The sequence below is a fragment of the Endozoicomonas sp. ALD068 genome (genome assembly GCF_049310145.1).
Classification (GTDB): Bacteria; Pseudomonadota; Gammaproteobacteria; order Pseudomonadales; family Endozoicomonadaceae; genus Endozoicomonas_A.
On the sequence record NZ_JBLYNU010000004.1, the window covers coordinates 4,432,169 to 4,451,573 of the forward strand.

21 protein-coding genes and 1 tRNA gene are annotated in these 19,405 nt (G+C 47.8%); 11 read left to right on the forward strand and 11 right to left on the reverse strand.

The annotated features are described in order from the left end of the window. Positions 1-15: 15 nt before the first annotated feature. Positions 16-279, reverse strand: a complete 264-nt coding sequence (locus ACO6V5_RS15935; RefSeq protein WP_422136791.1) for a hypothetical protein — start codon at positions 277-279, stop codon at positions 16-18. Between the two features lie 65 nt (positions 280-344). On the opposite strand from ACO6V5_RS15935, the gene ACO6V5_RS15940 reads away from it, so the two are divergent. Then, entirely contained in the window at positions 345-1,961 is a 1,617-nt protein-coding gene (locus ACO6V5_RS15940) for a VRR-NUC domain-containing protein (RefSeq protein ID WP_422411419.1), read from the forward strand. Positions 1,962-2,730: 769 nt separating this feature from the next. Here the strand turns inward: ACO6V5_RS15940 and ACO6V5_RS15945 are convergent. Both ACO6V5_RS15945 and ACO6V5_RS15950 read right to left on the reverse strand, forming a co-directional pair. Continuing rightward, the gene (locus tag ACO6V5_RS15945) at positions 2,731-2,955 is read right to left on the reverse strand and encodes a hypothetical protein (RefSeq protein WP_422411421.1); all 225 of its coding nucleotides are present in this window, start codon (positions 2,953-2,955) and stop codon (positions 2,731-2,733) included. Positions 2,956-3,494: 539 nt separating this feature from the next. After that, positions 3,495-3,569 (reverse strand) — tRNA-Arg (locus ACO6V5_RS15950). Between the two features lie 534 nt (positions 3,570-4,103). On the opposite strand from ACO6V5_RS15950, the gene ACO6V5_RS15955 reads away from it, so the two are divergent. Both ACO6V5_RS15955 and ACO6V5_RS15960 read left to right on the forward strand, forming a co-directional pair. Beyond that, the gene (locus ACO6V5_RS15955) at positions 4,104-4,763 is read left to right on the forward strand and encodes an RING finger domain-containing protein (protein WP_422411423.1); all 660 of its coding nucleotides are present in this window, start codon (positions 4,104-4,106) and stop codon (positions 4,761-4,763) included. Between the two features lie 370 nt (positions 4,764-5,133). Next, a complete protein-coding gene (locus ACO6V5_RS15960) occupies positions 5,134-5,583 on the forward strand; it encodes a c-type cytochrome (protein ID WP_422411425.1) in 450 nt (149 codons plus the stop codon). Positions 5,584-5,614: 31 nt separating this feature from the next. Here the strand turns inward: ACO6V5_RS15960 and ACO6V5_RS15965 are convergent, their stop codons facing one another. The 3 genes from ACO6V5_RS15965 to ACO6V5_RS15975 form a co-directional block, all read right to left on the reverse strand. Next, positions 5,615-6,553, reverse strand: a complete 939-nt coding sequence (locus ACO6V5_RS15965) for a universal stress protein (RefSeq protein WP_422411427.1) — start codon at positions 6,551-6,553, stop codon at positions 5,615-5,617. Positions 6,554-6,680: 127 nt separating this feature from the next. After that, positions 6,681-7,295 (reverse strand): LysE family translocator, encoded by a 615-nt coding sequence (locus tag ACO6V5_RS15970; protein ID WP_422136785.1) that lies wholly within the window; start codon positions 7,293-7,295, stop codon positions 6,681-6,683. Then, positions 7,295-7,519, reverse strand: coding sequence for a PhzF family phenazine biosynthesis protein (locus tag ACO6V5_RS15975; protein WP_422136784.1), 225 nt, complete (start codon positions 7,517-7,519; stop codon positions 7,295-7,297). Before ACO6V5_RS15975 ends, ACO6V5_RS15970 begins: the two co-directional genes overlap by 1 nt. A 202-nt stretch (positions 7,520-7,721) precedes the next feature. On the opposite strand from ACO6V5_RS15975, the gene ACO6V5_RS15980 reads away from it, so the two are divergent. The 5 genes from ACO6V5_RS15980 (at position 7,722) to selD (ending at position 12,139) form a co-directional block, all read left to right on the forward strand. Beyond that, positions 7,722-9,119: a PLP-dependent aminotransferase family protein gene (locus tag ACO6V5_RS15980; protein ID WP_422136783.1), complete on the forward strand. Its 1,398-nt coding sequence runs from the start codon at positions 7,722-7,724 to the stop codon at positions 9,117-9,119. 12 nt (positions 9,120-9,131) lie between these two features. Next, positions 9,132-9,656, forward strand: a complete 525-nt coding sequence (locus tag ACO6V5_RS15985) for a DUF2878 domain-containing protein (RefSeq protein WP_422136782.1) — start codon at positions 9,132-9,134, stop codon at positions 9,654-9,656. Between the two features lie 217 nt (positions 9,657-9,873). Continuing rightward, entirely contained in the window at positions 9,874-10,359 is a 486-nt protein-coding gene (locus ACO6V5_RS15990) for a hypothetical protein (protein WP_422136781.1), read from the forward strand. 216 nt (positions 10,360-10,575) lie between these two features. Further along, positions 10,576-10,902: a hypothetical protein gene (locus ACO6V5_RS15995; protein WP_422139818.1), complete on the forward strand. Its 327-nt coding sequence runs from the start codon at positions 10,576-10,578 to the stop codon at positions 10,900-10,902. A gap of 184 nt (positions 10,903-11,086) precedes the next feature. Further along, the gene (gene selD, locus ACO6V5_RS16000; RefSeq protein ID WP_422411431.1) at positions 11,087-12,139 is read left to right on the forward strand and encodes a selenide, water dikinase SelD; all 1,053 of its coding nucleotides are present in this window, start codon (positions 11,087-11,089) and stop codon (positions 12,137-12,139) included. Between the two features lie 694 nt (positions 12,140-12,833). On the opposite strand, the gene ACO6V5_RS16005 is transcribed toward selD, so the two are convergent. Beyond that, on the reverse strand, positions 12,834-13,079 hold the full coding sequence (locus ACO6V5_RS16005; RefSeq protein WP_422136778.1) for a hypothetical protein: 246 nt from the start codon (positions 13,077-13,079) through the stop codon (positions 12,834-12,836). A 167-nt stretch (positions 13,080-13,246) separates the two neighbouring features. After that, positions 13,247-13,678, reverse strand: a complete 432-nt coding sequence (locus ACO6V5_RS16010; protein WP_422136777.1) for a secondary thiamine-phosphate synthase enzyme YjbQ — start codon at positions 13,676-13,678, stop codon at positions 13,247-13,249. 73 nt (positions 13,679-13,751) lie between these two features. On the opposite strand from ACO6V5_RS16010, the gene ACO6V5_RS16015 reads away from it, so the two are divergent. The 3 genes from ACO6V5_RS16015 (at position 13,752) to ACO6V5_RS16025 (ending at position 15,038) form a co-directional block, all read left to right on the forward strand. After that, positions 13,752-14,204 carry a hypothetical protein gene (locus ACO6V5_RS16015; protein ID WP_422136776.1) on the forward strand — a complete coding sequence of 151 codons (453 nt, stop codon included), beginning with the start codon at positions 13,752-13,754 and terminating at the stop codon, positions 14,202-14,204. Positions 14,205-14,346: 142 nt separating this feature from the next. Beyond that, a complete protein-coding gene (vapB, locus tag ACO6V5_RS16020) occupies positions 14,347-14,586 on the forward strand; it encodes a type II toxin-antitoxin system VapB family antitoxin (RefSeq protein WP_317143578.1) in 240 nt (79 codons plus the stop codon). After that, positions 14,583-15,038 (forward strand): PIN domain-containing protein, encoded by a 456-nt coding sequence (locus ACO6V5_RS16025; protein ID WP_422136775.1) that lies wholly within the window; start codon positions 14,583-14,585, stop codon positions 15,036-15,038. Before vapB ends, ACO6V5_RS16025 begins: the two co-directional genes overlap by 4 nt. Positions 15,039-15,104: 66 nt before the next feature. Here ACO6V5_RS16025 and ACO6V5_RS16030 read toward each other — a convergent pair whose 3' ends face one another. From ACO6V5_RS16030 to ACO6V5_RS16040, 3 genes are all read right to left on the reverse strand, one after another. Further along, positions 15,105-16,331: a hypothetical protein gene (locus tag ACO6V5_RS16030; protein ID WP_422136774.1), complete on the reverse strand. Its 1,227-nt coding sequence runs from the start codon at positions 16,329-16,331 to the stop codon at positions 15,105-15,107. A gap of 191 nt (positions 16,332-16,522) precedes the next feature. Next, entirely contained in the window at positions 16,523-17,803 is a 1,281-nt protein-coding gene (locus tag ACO6V5_RS16035; RefSeq protein ID WP_422136773.1) for a hypothetical protein, read from the reverse strand. A gap of 208 nt (positions 17,804-18,011) precedes the next feature. Then, a complete protein-coding gene (locus ACO6V5_RS16040) occupies positions 18,012-19,235 on the reverse strand; it encodes a hypothetical protein (RefSeq protein ID WP_422411435.1) in 1,224 nt (407 codons plus the stop codon). Positions 19,236-19,405 lie beyond the last annotated feature (170 nt).

The following is a 19,405-nucleotide window of genomic DNA, read 5'->3' on the forward strand; positions in this document are numbered from 1 at the left end:
CTCATAAGTAGCTGGTTAAGTTGTCATCCAGGGAGTGTCAGGCAGTTTATCGAGATTCTGCTCATATCTGTTCAGATTGAAAGTCGCATCATTTTGAATCACATCGATAATCTCGACCGAAAGGGCGCAGGCAATATAGTCCATGGCTTCCTGTCTATCCATACCCGTCATGGTCAGCCTGAGCAGTGTCTCTTTAACCCTTGTGGGGTTATTCCCGGTCAGCTGGTTTTCTACGATTTCCAGCAAATGCGCCTCAGTGACCAGATCATCATCAATCATGGCAGTTTTCCGATTATTAAATGGGGTAATCTTAGCGTTTTACCTTATCGATTGGCAGCCTGACGATGACTGAAATGGTTGAAATTCGGGAAGACTATTATCTAACCAACTTCCTGTCACTGCTGGATTTTGTTAATCATCATTATGAAGACCTGTTGGTGGATGATGAAAATAGTTTTCTCAGCTGTTTCCATGCTGCCTCTGAACCTGCCCGGCGTCTCTATGTACGTCTGATTTGCAGAAAGGGCCCCTTGTTCCGCTCAGACTTATTGAAGTATCCGGAAATATTGGCCATAACCCCGGCAGCCCGTGAGCTTGAGAAGCTGGGGCTACTGGCTGTTAATCCTGATATTAACGTCTCGGAACTGGTTCAACTTGGCACCAAGCCAGAGCTCTTGAAGTGGTTCAGCTCAGTCAGTGGCATTGCTTCGAAGTTGAAAAGACCTGAACTTGTTGAACGGATTGTGGCTGAAGTCTCTCAGTCACCCGATCTGCCTTTTGATATTTATAAGCCTCTTTTCGCCGAACAGGTTCAGAATCTACAATTCCTGTTTTTTGGTAATCTCCATCAGAATCTGACCGAATTTGTGCTGCAAGACCTGGGACTTTATAAGTTTGAAAATTACCCTCTGGAAAAAAGCAATCGACTATTCAAAACCCGGCAGGAATTAAACGACGCTTTACAACTATCTAAGTTAGGCATTCTCGCTTATGAAGCAGAGTTTGATAAAGACTCTCAAGCCCTTTGCCATTTACAAAATGAACTCCCCGCCCCACCTGCCAGCCCCATTCTAAAAAGACGCTTCAGCCGCCTGGTCAACCGGATCGCCAGAGAATTGGAGCGTAAAGAACGGTTCGATGAAGCTCTGAGCCTGTTTGCACAATCAAACCTGCCGCCAGCTCTGGAAAGAATGGCTCGTATCCACCAAAAGCTTGGAGAGATAAAGGCCAGCGAAACGATTTGCACCCATATTCTGAAACAACCTGCCAGCGATATGGAGCTGGAGTTTGCCAAACGATTCATCAGAAAATTAAGGGGGGAGAAAACCTTACGAAAACAATCCCGTTTTTCTGAAAAACGCCTTTCCCTACCTGATAGCAGCGAAAGGGTTGAATTTCAGGTGCAAAAACACTTTCAGAATAATGGCTGGAAAACATTCTATGTAGAAAATACTCTGATCTGTGGGCTGGCAGGTCTGCTGTTCTGGGACATTCTGTTTGCCGATATTCCAGATGCCTTTTTTCATCCTTTCCAGAGTGCGCCTGCTGACTTATCGACCCCCGACTTTTACCGTAAACGACAGAATTTGTTTGAAAAAAGATTCAGACAACTGAAAACGTCTGATGTGACCCGGGAGGCTCTGACTATTTATCAACAAAAGCGGGTCATTTCCAACCGTTTAATCTATTGGCCCGGGCTTTCAGAAGAGTTAATCACGCTTGCCTGCGACCTGATACCCTGGCCTCACCTGAAAGCCATGCTGGAAAAACTGGTTTTCGACTTTGCCCATAATCGTACTGGCTTTCCCGACTTGATTCTTTTTCAGCCAGAAACCCGGGAGTATCGATGGGTAGAAGTAAAAGGCCCTGGTGACCGACTTCAGGACAATCAGAAACGCTGGCTTTCATTTTTTTCCGAACACGATATACCGGCTGAAGTTATGTATTTGGATTGGCAGTAGTCAGAATGGTGTCATGACCATCGCCGAGATCAGCCTCTTTGGCTACAGCACACTAACACTTGACCGACTTTCCTTTTATCGTGGTCAGGCTTAAATGCTTTTTCAGAGTCCGGTTTCTGAAAAGATTTCCTCTTCCCCGTCCGACGCTGAGGTATTTCTTTGATAAGCTGGTGGAGGGTTTGCAGGTGCAGTTAGGGTGGATCGACTGTCTCTTTCTTCATAGGGTGGCGGTTGCATTGAAATAATGGGCGGATAAGAATGGCTACCGGCATCTTCATCAGCCCGGAGTAAACCCTGAAGCACGGGAGTACTTCCAGGCTGGTCTGTTACTGGCAAATGTCTGCGACAAACATCATCTGCCTCAGTTATACGACGACACCGGATACTGCAGCCATCGTTCCGATATGCACTGACAGCTAGGTAAGTCAGGCAACCAATACTGGAGCCAGTAATGCCACCGATAATAAGTCCTGTGGGACTGGTTACGCTTCCAATAGTGGCAATACTCCCTATAAGGCAACCAACAGCACCTCCAAGGCCTGTAGAAATTCCAGTACAAATCCCGTGTCTTCGAGCACTTTGCAACGTCGGGTCCTGGCAAATACATTCTACTATTGTTGCACTTCCTGCTACCTGCATAACATCCTACCCCCATTAATGGTCTGTGTTGTCATTATTTATTAGGCAAAAGTGTCTGAAAAAAGTTCCTCAGTTTTTGTCAGAAAACATCCAGAGCCTGTGAGAGTGAGTTAATACTTTAAATGCTTTTTCAAACCGTAGTTTCTGAAGAAGTTTCCTCTTGCCCATCCGACGCTGAATCATGTCTTTGGTAGGGTGGCGGAGGATCTGCAGGTGTGGTCAGGGTGGCTCGACTGTCTCTTTCTTCATAGGGTGGCGGTTGCGTTGAAACAATGGGCGGATAAGAATGGCTACCGGCGTCTTCATCAGCACGGAATGACCCCTGAAGCATGGGGTTACTTCCGGGTTGGTTCATTACTGGCAGGTGTCTGTGACAGGCGACGTTTGTCTCAGTTATACGACGGCAGCGGATAGTGCAGCCTTCAGTCCTGTATGCACCAAAAGCCGCAGAAGACAGGCAACCAACACAGCAACCAGTACAGCCTCCGATAAGACATCCTGAGATTGCGCGAGCCACCGCACCCCCAGCCAAGCCAGCAATCAGACCTCCAAAACATCCAGAAGTTACACCAAGAATGCCGTGTTTTCGAGCAGTTTCCGGCGTTGGGTCTGGGCAAATACATTCTAATATTGTTGCACTTCCTGATACCTGCATAACACCCTACCTCCATTAATGATTTATGTTGTTAATACTTTATTGGACTAAGGTGCATTAAAAAAGTTCCACAGTTTTTGTCAGAAAAATGAATTTTTCTCTCTGTCAACAATCACGGAGCAGCGGGGATCATTGCTTAGTGCCAGACAGGCACAGTCTCTGATATGTGATGCATGGGAATAGCGTGACGGAACCCGGAAAGGTTCATTATTCGGTGTCAACAAGGACAATCAATGAAATGGCGCTCTCGTAGGGAATCGAACCCCAATCTCAGCCTCCGGAGGGCCGCGTGTTATCCGTTACACCACGAGAGCATCGTCTGGCGTAGCCTCGACGGGGCTGAGGCAGGTTAGAATCCCTGTCCAGCTGAGCTACGACTGTTTGAAAGCCAATTGACTTCAGGGCTTTCAGCGGAGGCCAATATTACTGATCAGCTTCCTGCCTGTCTATGGCTTTTTGCCGCAAATACGGTTTTAGACACTGGTATCTCAAGCTGAACAGGTTTTGGCGGATTCGTCAACTGTCAGCTAATAACCTTTCCTGGCAGCCGGGGTCCTGCATGCATAAGCGTGTCTTGTCTGGTGGAAATACCTGTGACCAACCTTTTTTGCTTTTTCAAACGCCCTATCCGAGGTGACGTAAGATTCAGCATTTGCCATGAACTCAGGGAACTGATGGGAAAAGATGAAATCTGATCTGGACGAACATGACACTGCCTTCTATACATCAAGCACAAATCTCAAAGCAGCACTTAATCACAAATTCAGGGACTGCCAAGTAGATGCATTCCTGTGGATTTTTTTGTGACGCTTGCTCTCTTTATTAAAATCAAAATGGTGTAGCTGTTTATGCGCTTGTTTATTTTTTTAGTTTTCAACTTAATTTTAACAATAGGGTACGCTGACGTATGTCCAATTTGTCTGCATGAAATTATCAGTGGTCAGCAAAGTACCAGCCTTTGTTGCGGACATGATTTTCATAAGGATTGTATAGAGACATTGCGATCAAATCATCGTGATCTGTTATGCCCGGTTTGCAGGCAGCGATCCCGAGTACACCATGGTGCAAGTTCGGGAGATCATAGTGTTTGTTTTGGGCAAGAACCTGCGGTTGAGGCACTTTCCAGACCAGAGCTTCAGGCAAATATGATTGTCGAGCTACAAAACAAACCGGCTAGTCCTAAGTTATTATCTGCAGCAGCTCTATTTGTACAATCACAACTCCATTGTCCACCAAGAGACGATAATGACAGAAGATTATACAAAACATTACTTGATTTGTTCTTTCAGCGTTTTTCAGAGTTAAGCGAAGCCGATCGGTGGAAATCAGTAGAAGCTTTTCGAATGATAATGGATATAACATGCAAGCCAGAGACACAGACTCAGACAGAGAATCAGACAGAGACAGAGACTCGGACAGAAACTCAGACTCAGACAATGACAGTGACAGTGACAGAGACAGAGACAGTGACAGAGGCAGAGACAGAGACAGAGTCAGAGACACAATGACAGCTGATTTTATTTAGCAAAATCGCCGTCAACCCTCGCCCAATCGAGGGTGTCGCAAATAAAGAAGCACCAATGTTTATATTTCGACAAATAGTTCAATACAATCAATCTGTTAAACAATTAGCTGATATGACAAACGTTTTGTTCTATAATCCGCGTTGCTTAAAAACAATTCGGTTGCTGGCGGTGCCCTGAGCACACAATAATAAGATCATCTCAATGGTTTATTCAGGTCCACCAGATCTAACCATAAGCAGCATAAGCGTTGAGATGCCTGACGTAGCCAAGTGCCACTGGCCAATTACAGTAAATTGTGCCACTGACTCATTACATGGTGCCGCAGGCCTTTGTCGATATAGGGGATAAGTGAGTGTCTCGGGTAACTCAAATACGTACGTTAATTGCCTTGGTCGGAGGCCTGTTTTCCGTCCTGGCGTTCGCCAAGCCTGTTGAGCTGGATGATATTTCCCGTAAAGAAGTAGCCGAGCGCATCGCTCCTCTTGGCTCTGTGTGTCTTGAAGGTGAAGAGTGTGCTGCCAATGTCGGCGCCACTGCCAGCACCGCCAGTGGTCCTCGTTCCGGTGAGCAGATCTTCAACCAGTTCTGTACTGCCTGCCATACTTCCGGTCTGCTTGGCGCTCCCAAGAAAGGCGACAAGGCTGTCTGGGAAACCAAACTGGCTGCAGCGGGTGATTTCAGCAAGCTGCTGGGTAATGCCATCAAAGGTGTCGGCAGCATGCCTCCAAAAGGAACCTGCGGAGATTGCTCTGACGAAGAGATCAGCAACGCCATTGAATTCATGAGTGGTCTCAAGCCCTGATACGCTTCAGTGTTGTCAGCTTCGCTGGCTCTCAGGCCAGTGGACTGACAAAGCCTTCCGGCTTAACAGCCAGAATTGAACAGTAGATATTGTTCAGAATATTCTCAGCCGTATTCCCCATCAGTACTCCACGGGCATGACGGCTCAGAGTTCCCATAACGATCAGATCCACATTAATTTCGTTGGCCAAATTCTCTATTTCTCTGGCAGCGTTGCCTTTCAACAGGTGTACTTTTACCCTGTCAGATTCAGGATCAATGCCCGCATCAACCAGAGTCTTATCCAGTCTCTGCTGATAGCGCTGATGAGTGCTCTCCTGAAGATCATAGATCTCCTCATCACCCAACATCCTCAATGCAGGCTGGTTCAACGGCAGGTTCCAGACTGTCACTATATGCAGCTCAGCGTCTTCCTGACTGCTGAGATAGTGACCATGAAGGAGCAGATTTCTATTCAGGGCCACCGCATCAGAGTCCGGGTCACCGACATCGACCGCTACCAGAATCTTGCCGGTGAAATCAGGTAGCTGATCCCTGCAGGCCATCATCAATACAGGGACCGGACATTTTCTTAGCAGCGCCAGGTCATTACCTGTTAACTGATTACGAACCAATGCCCCAGAGGGATCTGCAAGCTTGATAACCAGGTCTACACCAAATTCTTCAATTAAACCCGCAATAAGTTGTCTTGGCTTGCCAGCAACAATATGAACTTCGGCTTCGATGCCTTCTTCCCACGCCAGTTGCCTGAACTTCTCGGCATCCAGTTCCAACTGCTTTCTCATGGCAGCCTCCAGCTTGCTTTCCAGAGGTATGAACTGAAGCTTGCGCATAATTTCCAGGCTTTGATCAAAAAAGACCATGATAAGTCTGGCGTGGTTATCAGCCACCAGCCTGAAGGCCTGTCTTAACTCGAGCTCGCTGGTATGACTTCTGGTAATGGCCACCATAACGGTCTTGAAAGCATGCATAGTCAACCCCATACAGTTCGCATCGGGCTTGTCGAATTACGTGCCGCCATCCTGCGACAAGCTCAGAACGAACGAAGTGTGTATATCAGTTCCTGGCTGCACCGGAAGCAAGACTCCAGAAAACGCCTCAGATCATCTCACCAATAACCGGAATAATAGACAGCACCAGTAAAAGCGCCATAGTGATGTTAAATGCCCTTTGATAAGACGGCTGTTGCAACACCTTTTTCAGACGAACACCAAAAAATAACCAGACGCCTACGCAGGGAATCGCAGCGACCAGAAAGGCCAGGGCAATGACAATCACTTGCAGAAATACATCTCCGGACACTGTTGTATAAGCAGCCACGGCACCTGTCGCCATAATCCATGCCTTCGGGTTTACCCACTGAAACAGGGCTGACTGTATAAAAGTCAGTGGTCTGGACTTGCCGCCATTTAAATCGGCAGGTGCAGACTTTGCGATGAGCCAGGCAAGGTATAGAAGATAAGCGACACCCAGAACCTTGATAATATCGTGAAGCACTGGAAAAAGATCAAACACCGCCCCCAGCCCCAAACCCACAAACAACACCATCAGAGGAAAGCCAAGACAGATGCCCAAAAAATGGGGGATGCTCTGTCGGGTGCCATAATTCATCCCCGAGGTCATGATCATGACATTATTGGGTCCCGGAGTAATCGTACTGGAAAAAGCAAAAGCCAGCAGGGGCCACAAAACGATGCTCAACTCGCCACTCATTATGAAACTCCCGATACTGTTATCTGGCCTTTGAGGAAGAGTACAGCGGCTCCACGCAGCAACACCCTGTCCTCAACCCATTCACACCCCAGCTCCCCCGTTCTTCGGGAAATCTGTTCAGCTTTGAGTGTTCTTTTGCCCAATAGTCCAGACCAATAAGGAGTTAGCATAGTATGAGCTGAACCGGTGACCGGATCTTCTTTATGAATGGGAAGCACTTTCATTATTTGTTCCTTTCTTCGGTTGTCCGATCAAAAACGATTTGGACTCTCTTGTTTTTTTTGCCTTTACTTTCAACCGGCATAAATTGTCACCATACAATTTTATTTTTATTTTGCTTTTTTCATTTGATTGCAGTTTATAGGCTGCTTAAAATGGTTCAATCCTTTTATTGTCACCATGACAATCATGTAAATAGCTGAATCTATGATCGACTGGCAACCTGATCTGGATCGTTTTTCCGGTCCCAAATACAAAGCGCTGGCTGACGCTATAGAAGAAGCCATAAAGGAGGGCAAGCTAAACAATGGCGACCGGCTGCCCACACATCGCTCTCTATCTGAGCAACTGGGTGTCACCATCGGGACAATTACACGTGGCTACGCTGAAGCTGAACGACGGCGGCTTATCATCGCAAGAGTGGGAAGTGGTACATTTGTTCTTGGCAAGGTCTGGGAAAAAAGAGATTTCTCTATTCCAGAGCCCCGGGAATCCGACCTGATCGACCTTAGCCTCAGCTTGCCCGTCCCGGCCAACCGAGAGCAAACCCTGGCCAGGAGCCTAAGTTCAATAGCCGAAAAATGGCAACAATTGTCGCCTTTACTGGATTACCATCCGGAAACGGGCATCCCCCGGCACCGTGAGACCATAGTTCGCTGGATGGGCTATCACGGAATGAAAGCGGCGCCAGACAATATTCTGATAACATCCGGTGGCCAGAACGCTAACATGCTTACCCTCCAGGGTCTCATGAGGCCCGGAGATGTTATCGCGTCAGAATATCTGACCTACCGCGGATTTATTAATGCCGCCAGACACTGGCAGCTTCGCCATATGGGTTTGGCCATGGATCGGCACGGTCTGACGCCTGAGGCGCTGGAGCAATGTTGTGATCAATTCAAACTCCGTCTTCTCTACCTGACGCCAAACCTTCAGAACCCGACGGCCACTTTAATGCCACTGGCCAGGCGTCAGGAAATTCTGGACGTTGCTGCTGCGCACAACCTTGTGATTCTTGAAGACGATGTGCAGTTTATTCCACCTGAAAACCGCTTACCGTCTCTCTATAGCCTTGCGCCGGAACGAGTGGTGTACACTTCAAGTTTTTCCAAATTCCTGGCGGGAGGGCTGAGAGTCGGTTTTATTTGCAGCCCGAAAGACTTGAACCTCAAAATCAGAATTGCCATGCAAAACAATTATTGGAGCGCACCGCCACTGATGTCAGAAGTGGTAACGGAATGGATTGACTCCGGGGAAGCCCGGCAACTGACAGACTGGCAGCGGGAAGAAATCCTGCACCGGCAGGACATTCTGAAAGAAACTATCGGGCACCTTGATATTCAGTCACAGCCTTATAGTTTTTATGCCTGGCTGAGACTGCCAGAACCCTGGCGGGCAGAAACATTTGTCCAACAGCTGGAAAGTAAAAATGTTAAAGTGTTGCACTCTGAAGTTTTTGCGGTTGGCAGCTCGGCTGCGCCTCAGGCCGTGAGAATCTGTATCAGTAGTCCATCATCAAGAGATCAACTCAAAAGAGGACTGGAAACCATCAGCGAACTTCTGGCCTCTGACCCCAAACCTGTTTTCAGACCCATTGTCTTTTAAATGGTTTTTTAGATGAAACAACTGAATACTTTCTGGCTTAACAGTGGCCTGGCTTTGGCAGGCTGGCTGGTGTGCATGACAACCCGATCAACCTGGGCTGTTGCCGCAGCAGTCATCATTCTGATAGTACACTTCTCTACCTACGGCTCATGGAAAAAAGAGCGGGAGATTATGTTTATTACCCTGATTCTCGGTAGCGCCCTGGACAGTGTGATGAGCAATATAAGCGTTCTTCAATTTGCCGGTGAGAGTCGAATTCTTCCGCCATGGCTGGCTTGTATCTGGATAATGCTGGGACTGACCATCCGTCATAGTCTGAGCTGGTTAGGTAAAAGCAGACTGACAGGCAATCTGTTTCTTATTATTTTGAGTGCAGCACATTACTTCCTGTTGTTACAGTTTACCTATGTATCTTCCTGTCTGCCCACATGGCAGGCAGTGGCTATTCTTTCAATATCCGCAACAATAATTATTAATATTATTCTGACATTCTCTGATGTCTGGTGGGAAAAATATCGTCTCCAGAACCCGAAATAATCTCACCTGTTATTGAGTCTGAAAAATCACTGCTATCGAATTGCTGCCACAGAAACAGGCTCAAAAAGAGTCTGCTCTCAAATACGCTTACATAAAAGTATCACTTTAGTTACATAAACTATTGTAATATGCCGTCATTTCTGTGTAGCCTGACAACATTTCCGGGCGATGAGCTCTAGATGACATAGTGCGCGAAAATAAAAAAGGAAAGTATTTGATGACCGTCTCAGCCCCCCCTGTTAATGCCAGCAACTTTCTGACTCAAAAGGCAGCTGATATGAAGTCCTGGTTCGAGTCCGGGACCCAACCCATAGAAGGCCTGAATGTTCGTAAAATGCCGGCCCGTGCAGAGCCTCTTGAATACATAGCGAGCGCGGGAAAAACCAAAAACAAGGCTCGCTTCAAACTGATTGTCAGTAAGAACTTTAAGCTTTGGTCGATGGATCTTGAAATGAGTTTTTTCTGCCAGCCCTGGCTAAGCAATGACGGCATAGCCAACCCACCTGGTTTACTTTTCTCAGTCATTGATGACGAAGGTACGATTCACCCCATTGAATACCTGCCGACAGTGTTCGATTATGAAGAAGAGGATATGAATGCACCACAATGGTTCAGCTTCTGGATTCAAAAAATTCTGAAAAGACCTTCAATCAAAATTGTCTTTGCCTATAAACAACTGATTTTCTCTGAGCTTGATGACTAAAGCGCCCTTTCATTTACCATGATACGCCCAGAAACAATAATAAGAACCGGAGCCTGCTTTGAATAATTCATAACAAAAGGCTCCTTTCTTTTTATTTCCGGACGGGTGAAAAATATCTGCTATTACTTAATAAAAACAGGCAGAGCCTTCTTACTCCGAAAATACTGGATTAGTAACATACGTTTTTCTGCCATCTAACTTTTTGGAAGGAAAATAATGAATCGTTTACTCCTGCTTTTCTTCACTGCTTCACTATCACTCTTCTCATATTCAGAATTCAGTCACTACACTCATCGCTGGGTTGCCGTATTTGACTCAGGTATTGTTAAAAGCTGCGATGCAGAACTACTGATCGAAAAGCTGGACAAACTCTCTTCAGAGGTGACGATATCACTGGTACGCCCCTTCGGATCCTGCGGTATTGTTTTTCTTTCCGATTCATCGCTGGATATTGAAAGCCTGACTCAGCAGGACCCATCCATTCGATATATTGAACCAGATGGCCTTAACCAAATTCTGCCGGAAATGACACCCATTAATTAGCAACAAAACATAAGAGAACGATAATTAAAACAATTCCCTTCTAAAGAGTGATGACAGCACTAACAACCTGGTAGCCTGTTATCTGGCATTGATTCCCTGGACTCCGGCTCTCCCACTGCTTGCTTCTACTTCTATTAGTGCTAAAGTGCATGATTTTTCCATTTTATCCCTCTTGAGCATTTTAATGACCTCCCAGTACACCAACAACATCAAGCTGACTGAATACAGCCATGGTGCAGGATGCGGCTGCAAAATTTCGCCACAAATTCTCGATGGCATTCTAAAAACCAACCTTCAGCTGCCTGACTTCCCCGGACTGATTGTCGGTAACTCCAGCAAGGACGATGCCGCTGTTTTTGACCTCGGAAATGGTGAAGGCGTGATCAGCACCACTGACTTTTTCATGCCTATTGTTGATGATCCCTTCGATTTTGGACGAATCGCTGCCACCAATGCGATCAGTGATATCTACGCCATGGGAGGTAAGCCCATGATGGCTATTGCCATTCTGGGCTGGCCAGTGAATAGGCTGCCCCCTGAAATTGCCGCAAAAGTTGTCGATGGCGGTCGTCGGGCTTGTGCTGATGCCGGTATTCCTTTGGCAGGTGGGCACAGCATTGATGCACCGGAGCCTATTTTCGGACTGGCGGTCACTGGCAAAGTACCGCTAGAGCAGCTCAAGCGCAATGACCAGGCCCGGGCAGGTAGCAAGCTTTACCTTACCAAGCCTCTTGGTGTCGGTATTCTCACCACAGCCCAGAAGAAAAAGCTGCTCAGGGACGAACACAGCCACCTGGCTCGTGATGCCATGTGCACACTTAACAAAATTGGCTCAGAGCTGGCGCAATTACCGGGTATCAGTGCCATGACCGATGTCACAGGATTTGGTCTGCTGGGTCATCTGATTGAAGTCTGTGAAGGCAGCGAAGTAGCGGCCAATATCAGAATGAGCGCTCTACCACTACTCCCCCACGTCAGTGAATACCAACTACAAGGTTGCATTCCGGGCGGTACTGTACGCAATTTTGACAGTTATGGGCATAAAGCCGGGATCATCATAGAAGAGCAAAAACAACTCCTGTGTGATCCACAGACCAGTGGTGGCTTACTGGTCGCTGTGGACAGGGAAAGCGAAGAAGCGTTTCTGGCCATCACCCGGCAGCATGGTCTTTCACTGGAGTCTATTGGTGAGCTGGAAGAATATTCAGAGGGCCCTTTAGTGAGGGTTCAGATATAAGAGGATCGAGTAGGAGGCGGGGTTGCCCCCGCCGTCCTTTCACACCACCGGGCATACGGTTCCGTACCACGGCGGTTCCTGTAAACTCAGCTTTCGTTGTAATACGTCGCCTGCTGTCCAATAAACACCCAACCCAAGCTTCAGATACTGTCTTCCACTCTTTCGGATTTAAAGGCCTCTTTCGAGCATCTGTTCTAAACAGGCAGAGATCGCTTACTTCACATCATTTACAGGTTCAGCCCTTCAGTTTGCGGCAACAAACCTACTATGGAGTCTGCTGACTTCTGTTTTCCCATCCCAACACCTCACGATGCCGGTAGCCTGAGGCAGGAGAACAGATCTCCCGAGGTAATGCGCGTGACCTTCCCACTTATACCCGCCGCATCTACGTCCGCAGTTTCCATGCAAGTATTGGGCTTTGAAGATAATGGCCTTCTTACCCACTACGACCGCCTACTATGCGATTCCTGTTCGTCGGGTCAGTGTTTTGCCTTCAGCTTTCTTCAGATTCCACCTCACGATGGACACCCTTGCCGTTCGGCTAATCATTCCCCTTGCCGGGCTGATAGAGGACTTTCACCTCCAAGTCATCCAGCCGCCACCACGCGTACTGGAACAGCGCCGTTTGGCGCTACGCGCCATACTCGGCGCACCGCCAAAAAAAAGCCCGACAATGTCGGGCTTAAAAATCGGTTTAAATTGTACGGTTACCGTATTCGCTCGAAGGTTTTTTGGGCGGATCAGCAGTAACGTTTGATGGGACCTCTTCTATTTCACCACCGGACTTAAGAAAGGCCTCTACCTGAGCGTTAAGACTCTCTCTGAGTTTTTTCCGGGATTCAACTGTGCGTTGATCAGCGGGTTCGTCTCGACTCCCCAGATAACTGATATCAACCCCGTCAAAACCAGCAGCAGCTTTTTTCGGCGTTTTCCGTGCCATAGCTATTTCCTCTTGGATACTGGTCAATGGAGCAATCTGTGCTCCAACCCATATTTTAAGACTTTAGTTCCGATTTTTTTTAGTTATAGTCCAGCGTTGGTAAAACGCCAGTCGGTTCGAGTCCTCCATTGATATACTGCTGTTAAAAAAGACCAATGAAATTATAATTACCTATATAGACGGCCTTGTAAAGTCGCAATCAAGCGACGTTTTCCGCCGCGCTTTTTGTGCTCTCCTAACCAGAGTCCCTGCCAGGTCCCGAGATTAAATCGGCCCCCGGTAACAGGTATCATCACACTGGCACCCCACAAGCTTGATTTTATATGGGCCGGCATATCATCAGCCCCCTCAAGAACATGGCGATAGTAGTCGGCACTATCCGGAATAGCTTGAAGGGAAAATGTTTCCATATCATGACGAACATCCGGATCTGTATTCTCATTCAGAGTAAGGGACGCGGATGTGTGCTGAATAAAGATATGAGCCAGACCCACCTGATAGAGTGAAAGCTCGGGAAGCTTTGACTCCAGCTCATCAGTGATAAGATGGAAGCCCCTGTCTTTTTCCGACAGTTGAATCAGTTTCTGAAACCAACTCATATCAAGTCTTCTCCTGTTTTGCCGAACTGCATTGGGCATTAAGCCCTTTTGGATAGCTTAACAGGCCTGTTTAATGATTCAGAGATTTTGGTTTGCTTTCATACTGCCTCTTTCTTTTCTGACAGCACTGTCTCACGCCAACGATTTGAATAACTTTGGCTGTGACTTTCTTGCTATGCAGGCTTTCTATATGGAAGAACTGGGAGTCAGTGGTGTCACTATTGTTCATCTGACACAAAAAATGGATAAGCCCGAAATAAAGGGCTTTACCAAACAGCTCGGGCCGAAAAAGTACCTGATAGCCTTGGCAGAAGGACTCGAACCCAGTGAAATAAGAGTCACCATGGCTCATGAACTGGTGCATGTCCGGCAGCTGGAAGAAGGCTCAATCGAAAACAGTGAGTTTAAAAAGCATTATCTGGACCGAAGCTTCGAAGATGAAGCCTTCCGGCTAAGCCTGCCATTAGCTGCCCAATTCTACACCAGCCATTCATGTAATGATGAAAATCAGGCAAAGCAACACTGAACGAAGGGGTAGTAGAGTATTTTCCAGCTCAGGGGCGTCGATAGTTGCGCCGTCTATTGATGACAACCTCTCCGAACTTATTGATCTACCCGCTGTTATAGTCTACTTTTTGGATATACAAAATATATATACAGGACTAAACATGGAAACCAGTGTATTTAGAAACAACCGTTCACAGGCGGTCAGAATCCCCAAAGAGCTTGAGCTGCCAGAAGGCACAAATCGTGTCAGGATCTCCAAACGTGGAGAATCTATACTGATCACTCCGATAAAAGGAGACTGGGACTCATTCTTTCAGATGGTTGATGAAAACGCTGTTGAGTTTGAGCGTCAGCCTCAACCCGACATGCAGGCCAGAGATCTGGGGGATTGGGGCGAATGAAATATATGCTGGATACCAACATGGTTATCTTCGCTATGCAAAAAGACGACCCCAGGCAAGTACGCCAAAAGATAACCAGCCACAATGGTGATATGTTCATTTCCTCAATCACCTATGATGAGCTGATGTTCGGTGTTTATAACTCAGACAGCGAAAAACGAAAGCAGACCAAAATCATTATACTAAACGAGTTTCTCATGAGGGTGTCCATTTTGCCCTTTGATGAAAAAGCCGCCGATCACTCAGCCAATATCCGGCAACACCTTTGCTCAAAAGGCCAGCAAGTCGGCGTATACGACAATCTCATTGCGGGTCATGCCCGAAGTCTTGGCATGACATGCATCACCAACAATACCCGTGAATTCGCCAGGGTACCCTCTCTGCTCGTGGAAGACTGGACCAATGTAAAAACACAAAAAACCAGCAGAAAAAGGTCATTGAGTTCAAACTGATCTACGAAAGAGCCTTGTGTAACTGCCAGAGTTCACCGCTGATTCAATTGCTAAAAGTTGAGTCTGTCAGTTGAACAGGGTCGAGAGATAATCCAGAGGCGCATAGAACTTTTTCCACTGAGTCCAGCCGGTCTCTGAAAAGCCTTCTTCCATTGGATAGCCATAAACGACGTAGTTTGAAAGACTGTTGATGAGAGCGAAGGTCAATGCAGGCACCAGAGTGACACCGGCTCTGATAAATGGGTTGTTTGAGGTTATCTTCGAACTGCCGAACATAAGCAGGACTCCAACTCCGCCCACAGCTGAGGATCCGAGTCCGACTCCGAATCCGGCTCCTAATCTGGCCAAGGCTCCGGCTGAGGTCGTGGCACTGGCTATGGCTCCAGCTACGGCCCCGGCTTCGGCTCCAGCGCCGGCTCCGGTTATAGCTCCGACTTCTGCTCCGGCTCCTGCTATGGCTCCGGCTCCGGCAAAAGTTCCTGCTAAAGCTGCGATTCCGACTCCGGCTAAGGCTAAGGCTCCAGCTTCAGCCTTTAACTGTTCCCCCGCATCAATTGTTAACAATGAAAAAATTCCCGAGAGGCTACCCGCAATTGCTGCGCTGACAGCGGAAGCAAGAGTCGCTTTTGCCGGACTGAAGCCTTTATAGATCATGGCTTCATAGGCGACAGCGCCTGCCATAATCCCATTGACCACAGACAATGTCGTGTACCCTCCAGCCGCATACCATTCAGTTGTAGTATTTCTCACGCTCATTTTTCTTAGAATTACCGCCGAAAAAGCGCTGGCTCCAGTTCTTAATAATGCTTCGGACGCAAGGTAGATCAGGACTGTAACAGGTATCTTCCCACTCGTTTTCGTTATAGCCGCATAAGCTGCCATTACAGCACCGGCAAAATATAGGGGTTTCCACCAGCGCTGCTCCAGGGGCCAGGGAGACACATGCCCAGCCAGCGCCACTTCGGTGCTGGTCATCAGGGGGGCCAGCTGCAAACAAAAATCCGTTTTCAACTTCTCCAGCTCCTTTGTATCCGATTCAGCCAGATCATATTTACTAGAAAGCCCCGAGACTATTCCCGCTGTTTTACACACACCCCACCAGATACCCAGGTTGAGCAGGGTAGACAGAGAGAATCCAGCAATGTTTACCGTTAACTCAAGCCCGTTTGCCACCAGTGCGGTGTCATTTAAAGGCTCAAGAAAATCAAAATCATTTTGTAAGGGGGGACTGGCCTGTGCTGTCGTATAAAGCAAACACAAAACTAATGGACACAGGTTGAATGGCTTTCTCATGGTGATTTACCAGATGCAGCTACTGAACCGGAAATATAGACCTTTATCAGAGCTATGGATGACAAAATTCTTAACTCCAACGTGCGCTGCAGATAAGGCAACTAACACATAATGAGGCTCTTTTACCGTGTTCTTCTCACCAAGGCTGATGGTTTAATTCCTGTCAACCTCAGGGGCACTTCAAGCGTCTGTCATCTAAACAGGGTCGAGAGATAATCCAGAGGCGCATAGAACTTTTTCCACTGAGTCCAGCCGGTCTCTGAAAAACCTTCTTCCAGTGGATAGCCATAAACGACGTAGTTTGAAAGACTATTAATAACAGCGAAGGTCAATGCAGGCACCAGGGTGACACCGGCTTTGATGAACGGGTTGTTTGAGGATATCTTCCAATTGCCGAACATTAGCAAGGCTGCGACTCCACTTAAGGTAAGGGTTCCGGCTCCGATTCCGCCTGAGATTCCATTACTAACTTCTGCTGAGGCTCCAGCTCCGAGTCCGGCTACGGCTCCGGCTCCGGCTCCGATTCCGGCCAGGGTTCCTGCACATGCTCCTCCACCGGCAACAGCTCTGACTACAGATTCGATTGTGGCTGTGGGTATAACTTCAGCTCCGAATCTGGCTAAGGCCAAGGCTAAGACTCCAGCCCCGAGTCCGGCTATGGCTCCAGCTTCGATTCCGGCTAAGGCTCCAGCTACGATTATGGTCAGGGCCTGCGTCTGTCCGTCCACATCAATTGATAGCATTGAAATAACTCCCGAGAGGGTACCCCCAATCGCTGAGCTGACAACAGAAGCAAGAGCCGCTTTTGCTGGACTGAAGCCTTTATGGATGATGACTTCATAGGCGACAGAGCCCGCCATAACCCCATTCATCGCAGAAAATATCATGTATTCCCAAGCGGCATACCTTTCAGCTTTAATATCCCTCACGTTCATTTTCCTTAGAATTAGCGTCGAAATAGCGCTGGTTCCAGTTCTTGATATCGCTTCGGACGCAAGGTAGGTCAAAACTGCGACAGGTATGTGCTTCCTCGTTTTCGTAACACTGGCGTAAGCTGCCATTCCTGCACCGGCAAAATACAGGGGTTTCCACCAGCGCTGCTCCAGGGGCCAGGGAGATACACGCCCGGCCAACGCCACTTCGGTGATGGTCACCAGGGGGGCCAGCTGCAAACAGAAATCCGTTTTCAACTTCTCCAGCTCCTTTGTATCCGATTCAGCCAGATCATATGTGCTTGAAAGCCCGGAGACTATTCCCACTGTTTTGCATACACCCCACCATATACCCACATTGAGCAGGGTAGACAAAGAGACTCCGGCAATGCTTGCCGTTAACTCAAGTCCGTTTGCCACCAGTGCGGTGTTATTTAAAGGCCCAAGAAAATCAAAATCATTTTTTAAGGGGAGACTGGCCTGTGCCGTCGTATAAAGCAAACACAAAAGCAAAGGAAACAGTTTGAATGACTTTCTCATGGTGACCTGCCAGATACAGTTACTGAACGGGAAATATAGACTCTTAACACAGCTACGGATGACAAAATCCTTAACTACAACGTGCGGTGCAGATAAGGCAGCAAACACATATTGAGGCTCTGCTAATGAGGTCTCACCACAGCCTGATGGTCTACTTCCTGTTAACCTCAGGGGCGCTTCGAGTAAATGGATTTGAAGGTTGAATCTGTCAGTTAAACAGAGTCGAGAGATAATCCAGGGGCGCATAGAACTTTTTCCACTGAGTCCAGGCGGTCTCTGAAAAACCTTCTTCCAGTGGATAGCCATAAACGGCGAGGTTCGAAAGACTATTGATAACAGCGAAAGTCAACGCGGGCACCAGAGTGACACCGGCTTTGATAAACGGGTTGTTTGAGGTTATCTTCCAATTGCCGAACATAAGCAAAGCTGCGACTCCGCTAAAGGTAAAGGCTCCGGCTGTGACTCCGGCTCCGATTATGCCTCTGATTACTGCTGAAGCTGAAGCCCCACCTCCGATTCCGGCTATGGCACCCGCACATGCTCCTGCTCCGGCTATAACTGCGACTACAGCTTTGATTCCGGCTGCATCTCCGGCTATGGCTCCAGCTCCGGCTATGGCTGTGGCTCCAGCTCCGGCTATGGCTCCAGCTACAATTCCGGCTAAGGCCTGTGCCTGTGCGTCTACCTCAATGGTTAATACTGAAATAACTCCCGAGAGGGCACCTGCAATCGCTGAGCTGACAACAGAAGCAAGAGCCGCTTTTGCTGGCCCAAAGCCTTTATGGATGATGGCTTCATAGACGACAGCGCCTGTCATAATCCCATTGATCAAAGACAACAATGAGTATTCCCAGGAGGCATACGTTTCAGTTGTAATATTCCTCACATTCACTTTTCTTAGAATTAACGCCGAAATAGCGCTGCCTCCAGTTCCAGATACCGCTCCGGACGCGAGGTAGGTCAAGACTGCGACGGGTAAGTGCTCCCTGGTTTTCGAAGCAATAGTGGCGTAAGCTGCCATTCCTGCACCGGCAAAATACAGGGGTTTCCACCAGCGCTGCTCCATGGGCCAGGGAGACACATGCCCGGCCAGCGCCACCTCGGTGGTGGTCACCAGCGGGGCCAGCTGCAAACAGAAATCTGTTTTCAACTTCTCCAGCTCTTTTGTATCCGGTTCAGCCAGATCATATGTGCTTGAAAGCCCGGAGACTATTCCCACTGTTTTGCATACACCCCACCATATACCCACATTGAGCAGGGTAGACAAAGAGACTCCGGCAATGCTTGCAGTTAACTCAAGTCCGTTTGCCACCAGTGCGGTGTTATTTAAAGGCCCAAGAAAATCAAAATCATTTTTTAAGGGGAGACTGGCCTGTGCCGTCGTATAAAGCAAACAGAAAAGTAAAGGAAACAGTTTGAATGACTTTCTCATGGTGACCTGCCAGATACAGTTACTGAACGGGAAATATAGACTCTTAACAGAGCTAAGGATGACAAAATCCTTAACGTGCGGTGCAGATAAGGCAGCAAACACATATTGAGGCTCTGTTAATGAGGTCTCACCACAGCCTGATGGTCTACTTCCTGTTAACCTGAGGGGCG

Excerpts from the sequence above, each read along its gene's own strand:
- ACO6V5_RS15955 (WP_422411423.1), top strand. The coding sequence starts at position 4,104 with ATGCGCTTGTTTATTTTTTTAGTTTTCAACTTAATTTTAACAATAGGG.
- ACO6V5_RS16035 (WP_422136773.1), bottom strand. The coding sequence starts at position 17,803 with ATGAGAAAGTCATTCAAACTGTTTCCTTTGCTTTTGTGTTTGCTTTAT.
- ACO6V5_RS16040 (WP_422411435.1), bottom strand. The coding sequence starts at position 19,235 with ATGAGAAAGTCATTCAAACTGTTTCCTTTACTTTTCTGTTTGCTTTAT.
- ACO6V5_RS15980 (WP_422136783.1), top strand. The coding sequence starts at position 7,722 with ATGATCGACTGGCAACCTGATCTGGATCGTTTTTCCGGTCCCAAATAC.
- ACO6V5_RS15970 (WP_422136785.1), bottom strand. The coding sequence starts at position 7,295 with ATGAGTGGCGAGTTGAGCATCGTTTTGTGGCCCCTGCTGGCTTTTGCT.
- ACO6V5_RS16005 (WP_422136778.1), bottom strand. The coding sequence starts at position 13,079 with ATGGCACGGAAAACGCCGAAAAAAGCTGCTGCTGGTTTTGACGGGGTT.
- ACO6V5_RS16025 (WP_422136775.1), top strand. The coding sequence starts at position 14,583 with ATGAAATATATGCTGGATACCAACATGGTTATCTTCGCTATGCAAAAA.
- ACO6V5_RS15940 (WP_422411419.1), top strand. The coding sequence starts at position 345 with ATGACTGAAATGGTTGAAATTCGGGAAGACTATTATCTAACCAACTTC.
- ACO6V5_RS15990 (WP_422136781.1), top strand. The coding sequence starts at position 9,874 with ATGACCGTCTCAGCCCCCCCTGTTAATGCCAGCAACTTTCTGACTCAA.
- ACO6V5_RS16010 (WP_422136777.1), bottom strand. The coding sequence starts at position 13,678 with ATGAGTTGGTTTCAGAAACTGATTCAACTGTCGGAAAAAGACAGGGGC.
- selD (WP_422411431.1), top strand. The coding sequence starts at position 11,087 with ATGACCTCCCAGTACACCAACAACATCAAGCTGACTGAATACAGCCAT.
- ACO6V5_RS15935 (WP_422136791.1), bottom strand. The coding sequence starts at position 279 with ATGATTGATGATGATCTGGTCACTGAGGCGCATTTGCTGGAAATCGTA.
- ACO6V5_RS16030 (WP_422136774.1), bottom strand. The coding sequence starts at position 16,331 with ATGAGAAAGCCATTCAACCTGTGTCCATTAGTTTTGTGTTTGCTTTAT.
- ACO6V5_RS15995 (WP_422139818.1), top strand. The coding sequence starts at position 10,576 with ATGAATCGTTTACTCCTGCTTTTCTTCACTGCTTCACTATCACTCTTC.
- vapB (WP_317143578.1), top strand. The coding sequence starts at position 14,347 with ATGGAAACCAGTGTATTTAGAAACAACCGTTCACAGGCGGTCAGAATC.
- ACO6V5_RS15945 (WP_422411421.1), bottom strand. The coding sequence starts at position 2,955 with ATGAACCAACCCGGAAGTAACCCCATGCTTCAGGGGTCATTCCGTGCT.
- ACO6V5_RS15985 (WP_422136782.1), top strand. The coding sequence starts at position 9,132 with ATGAAACAACTGAATACTTTCTGGCTTAACAGTGGCCTGGCTTTGGCA.
- ACO6V5_RS16015 (WP_422136776.1), top strand. The coding sequence starts at position 13,752 with ATGATTCAGAGATTTTGGTTTGCTTTCATACTGCCTCTTTCTTTTCTG.
- ACO6V5_RS15975 (WP_422136784.1), bottom strand. The coding sequence starts at position 7,519 with ATGAAAGTGCTTCCCATTCATAAAGAAGATCCGGTCACCGGTTCAGCT.
- ACO6V5_RS15965 (WP_422411427.1), bottom strand. The coding sequence starts at position 6,553 with ATGCATGCTTTCAAGACCGTTATGGTGGCCATTACCAGAAGTCATACC.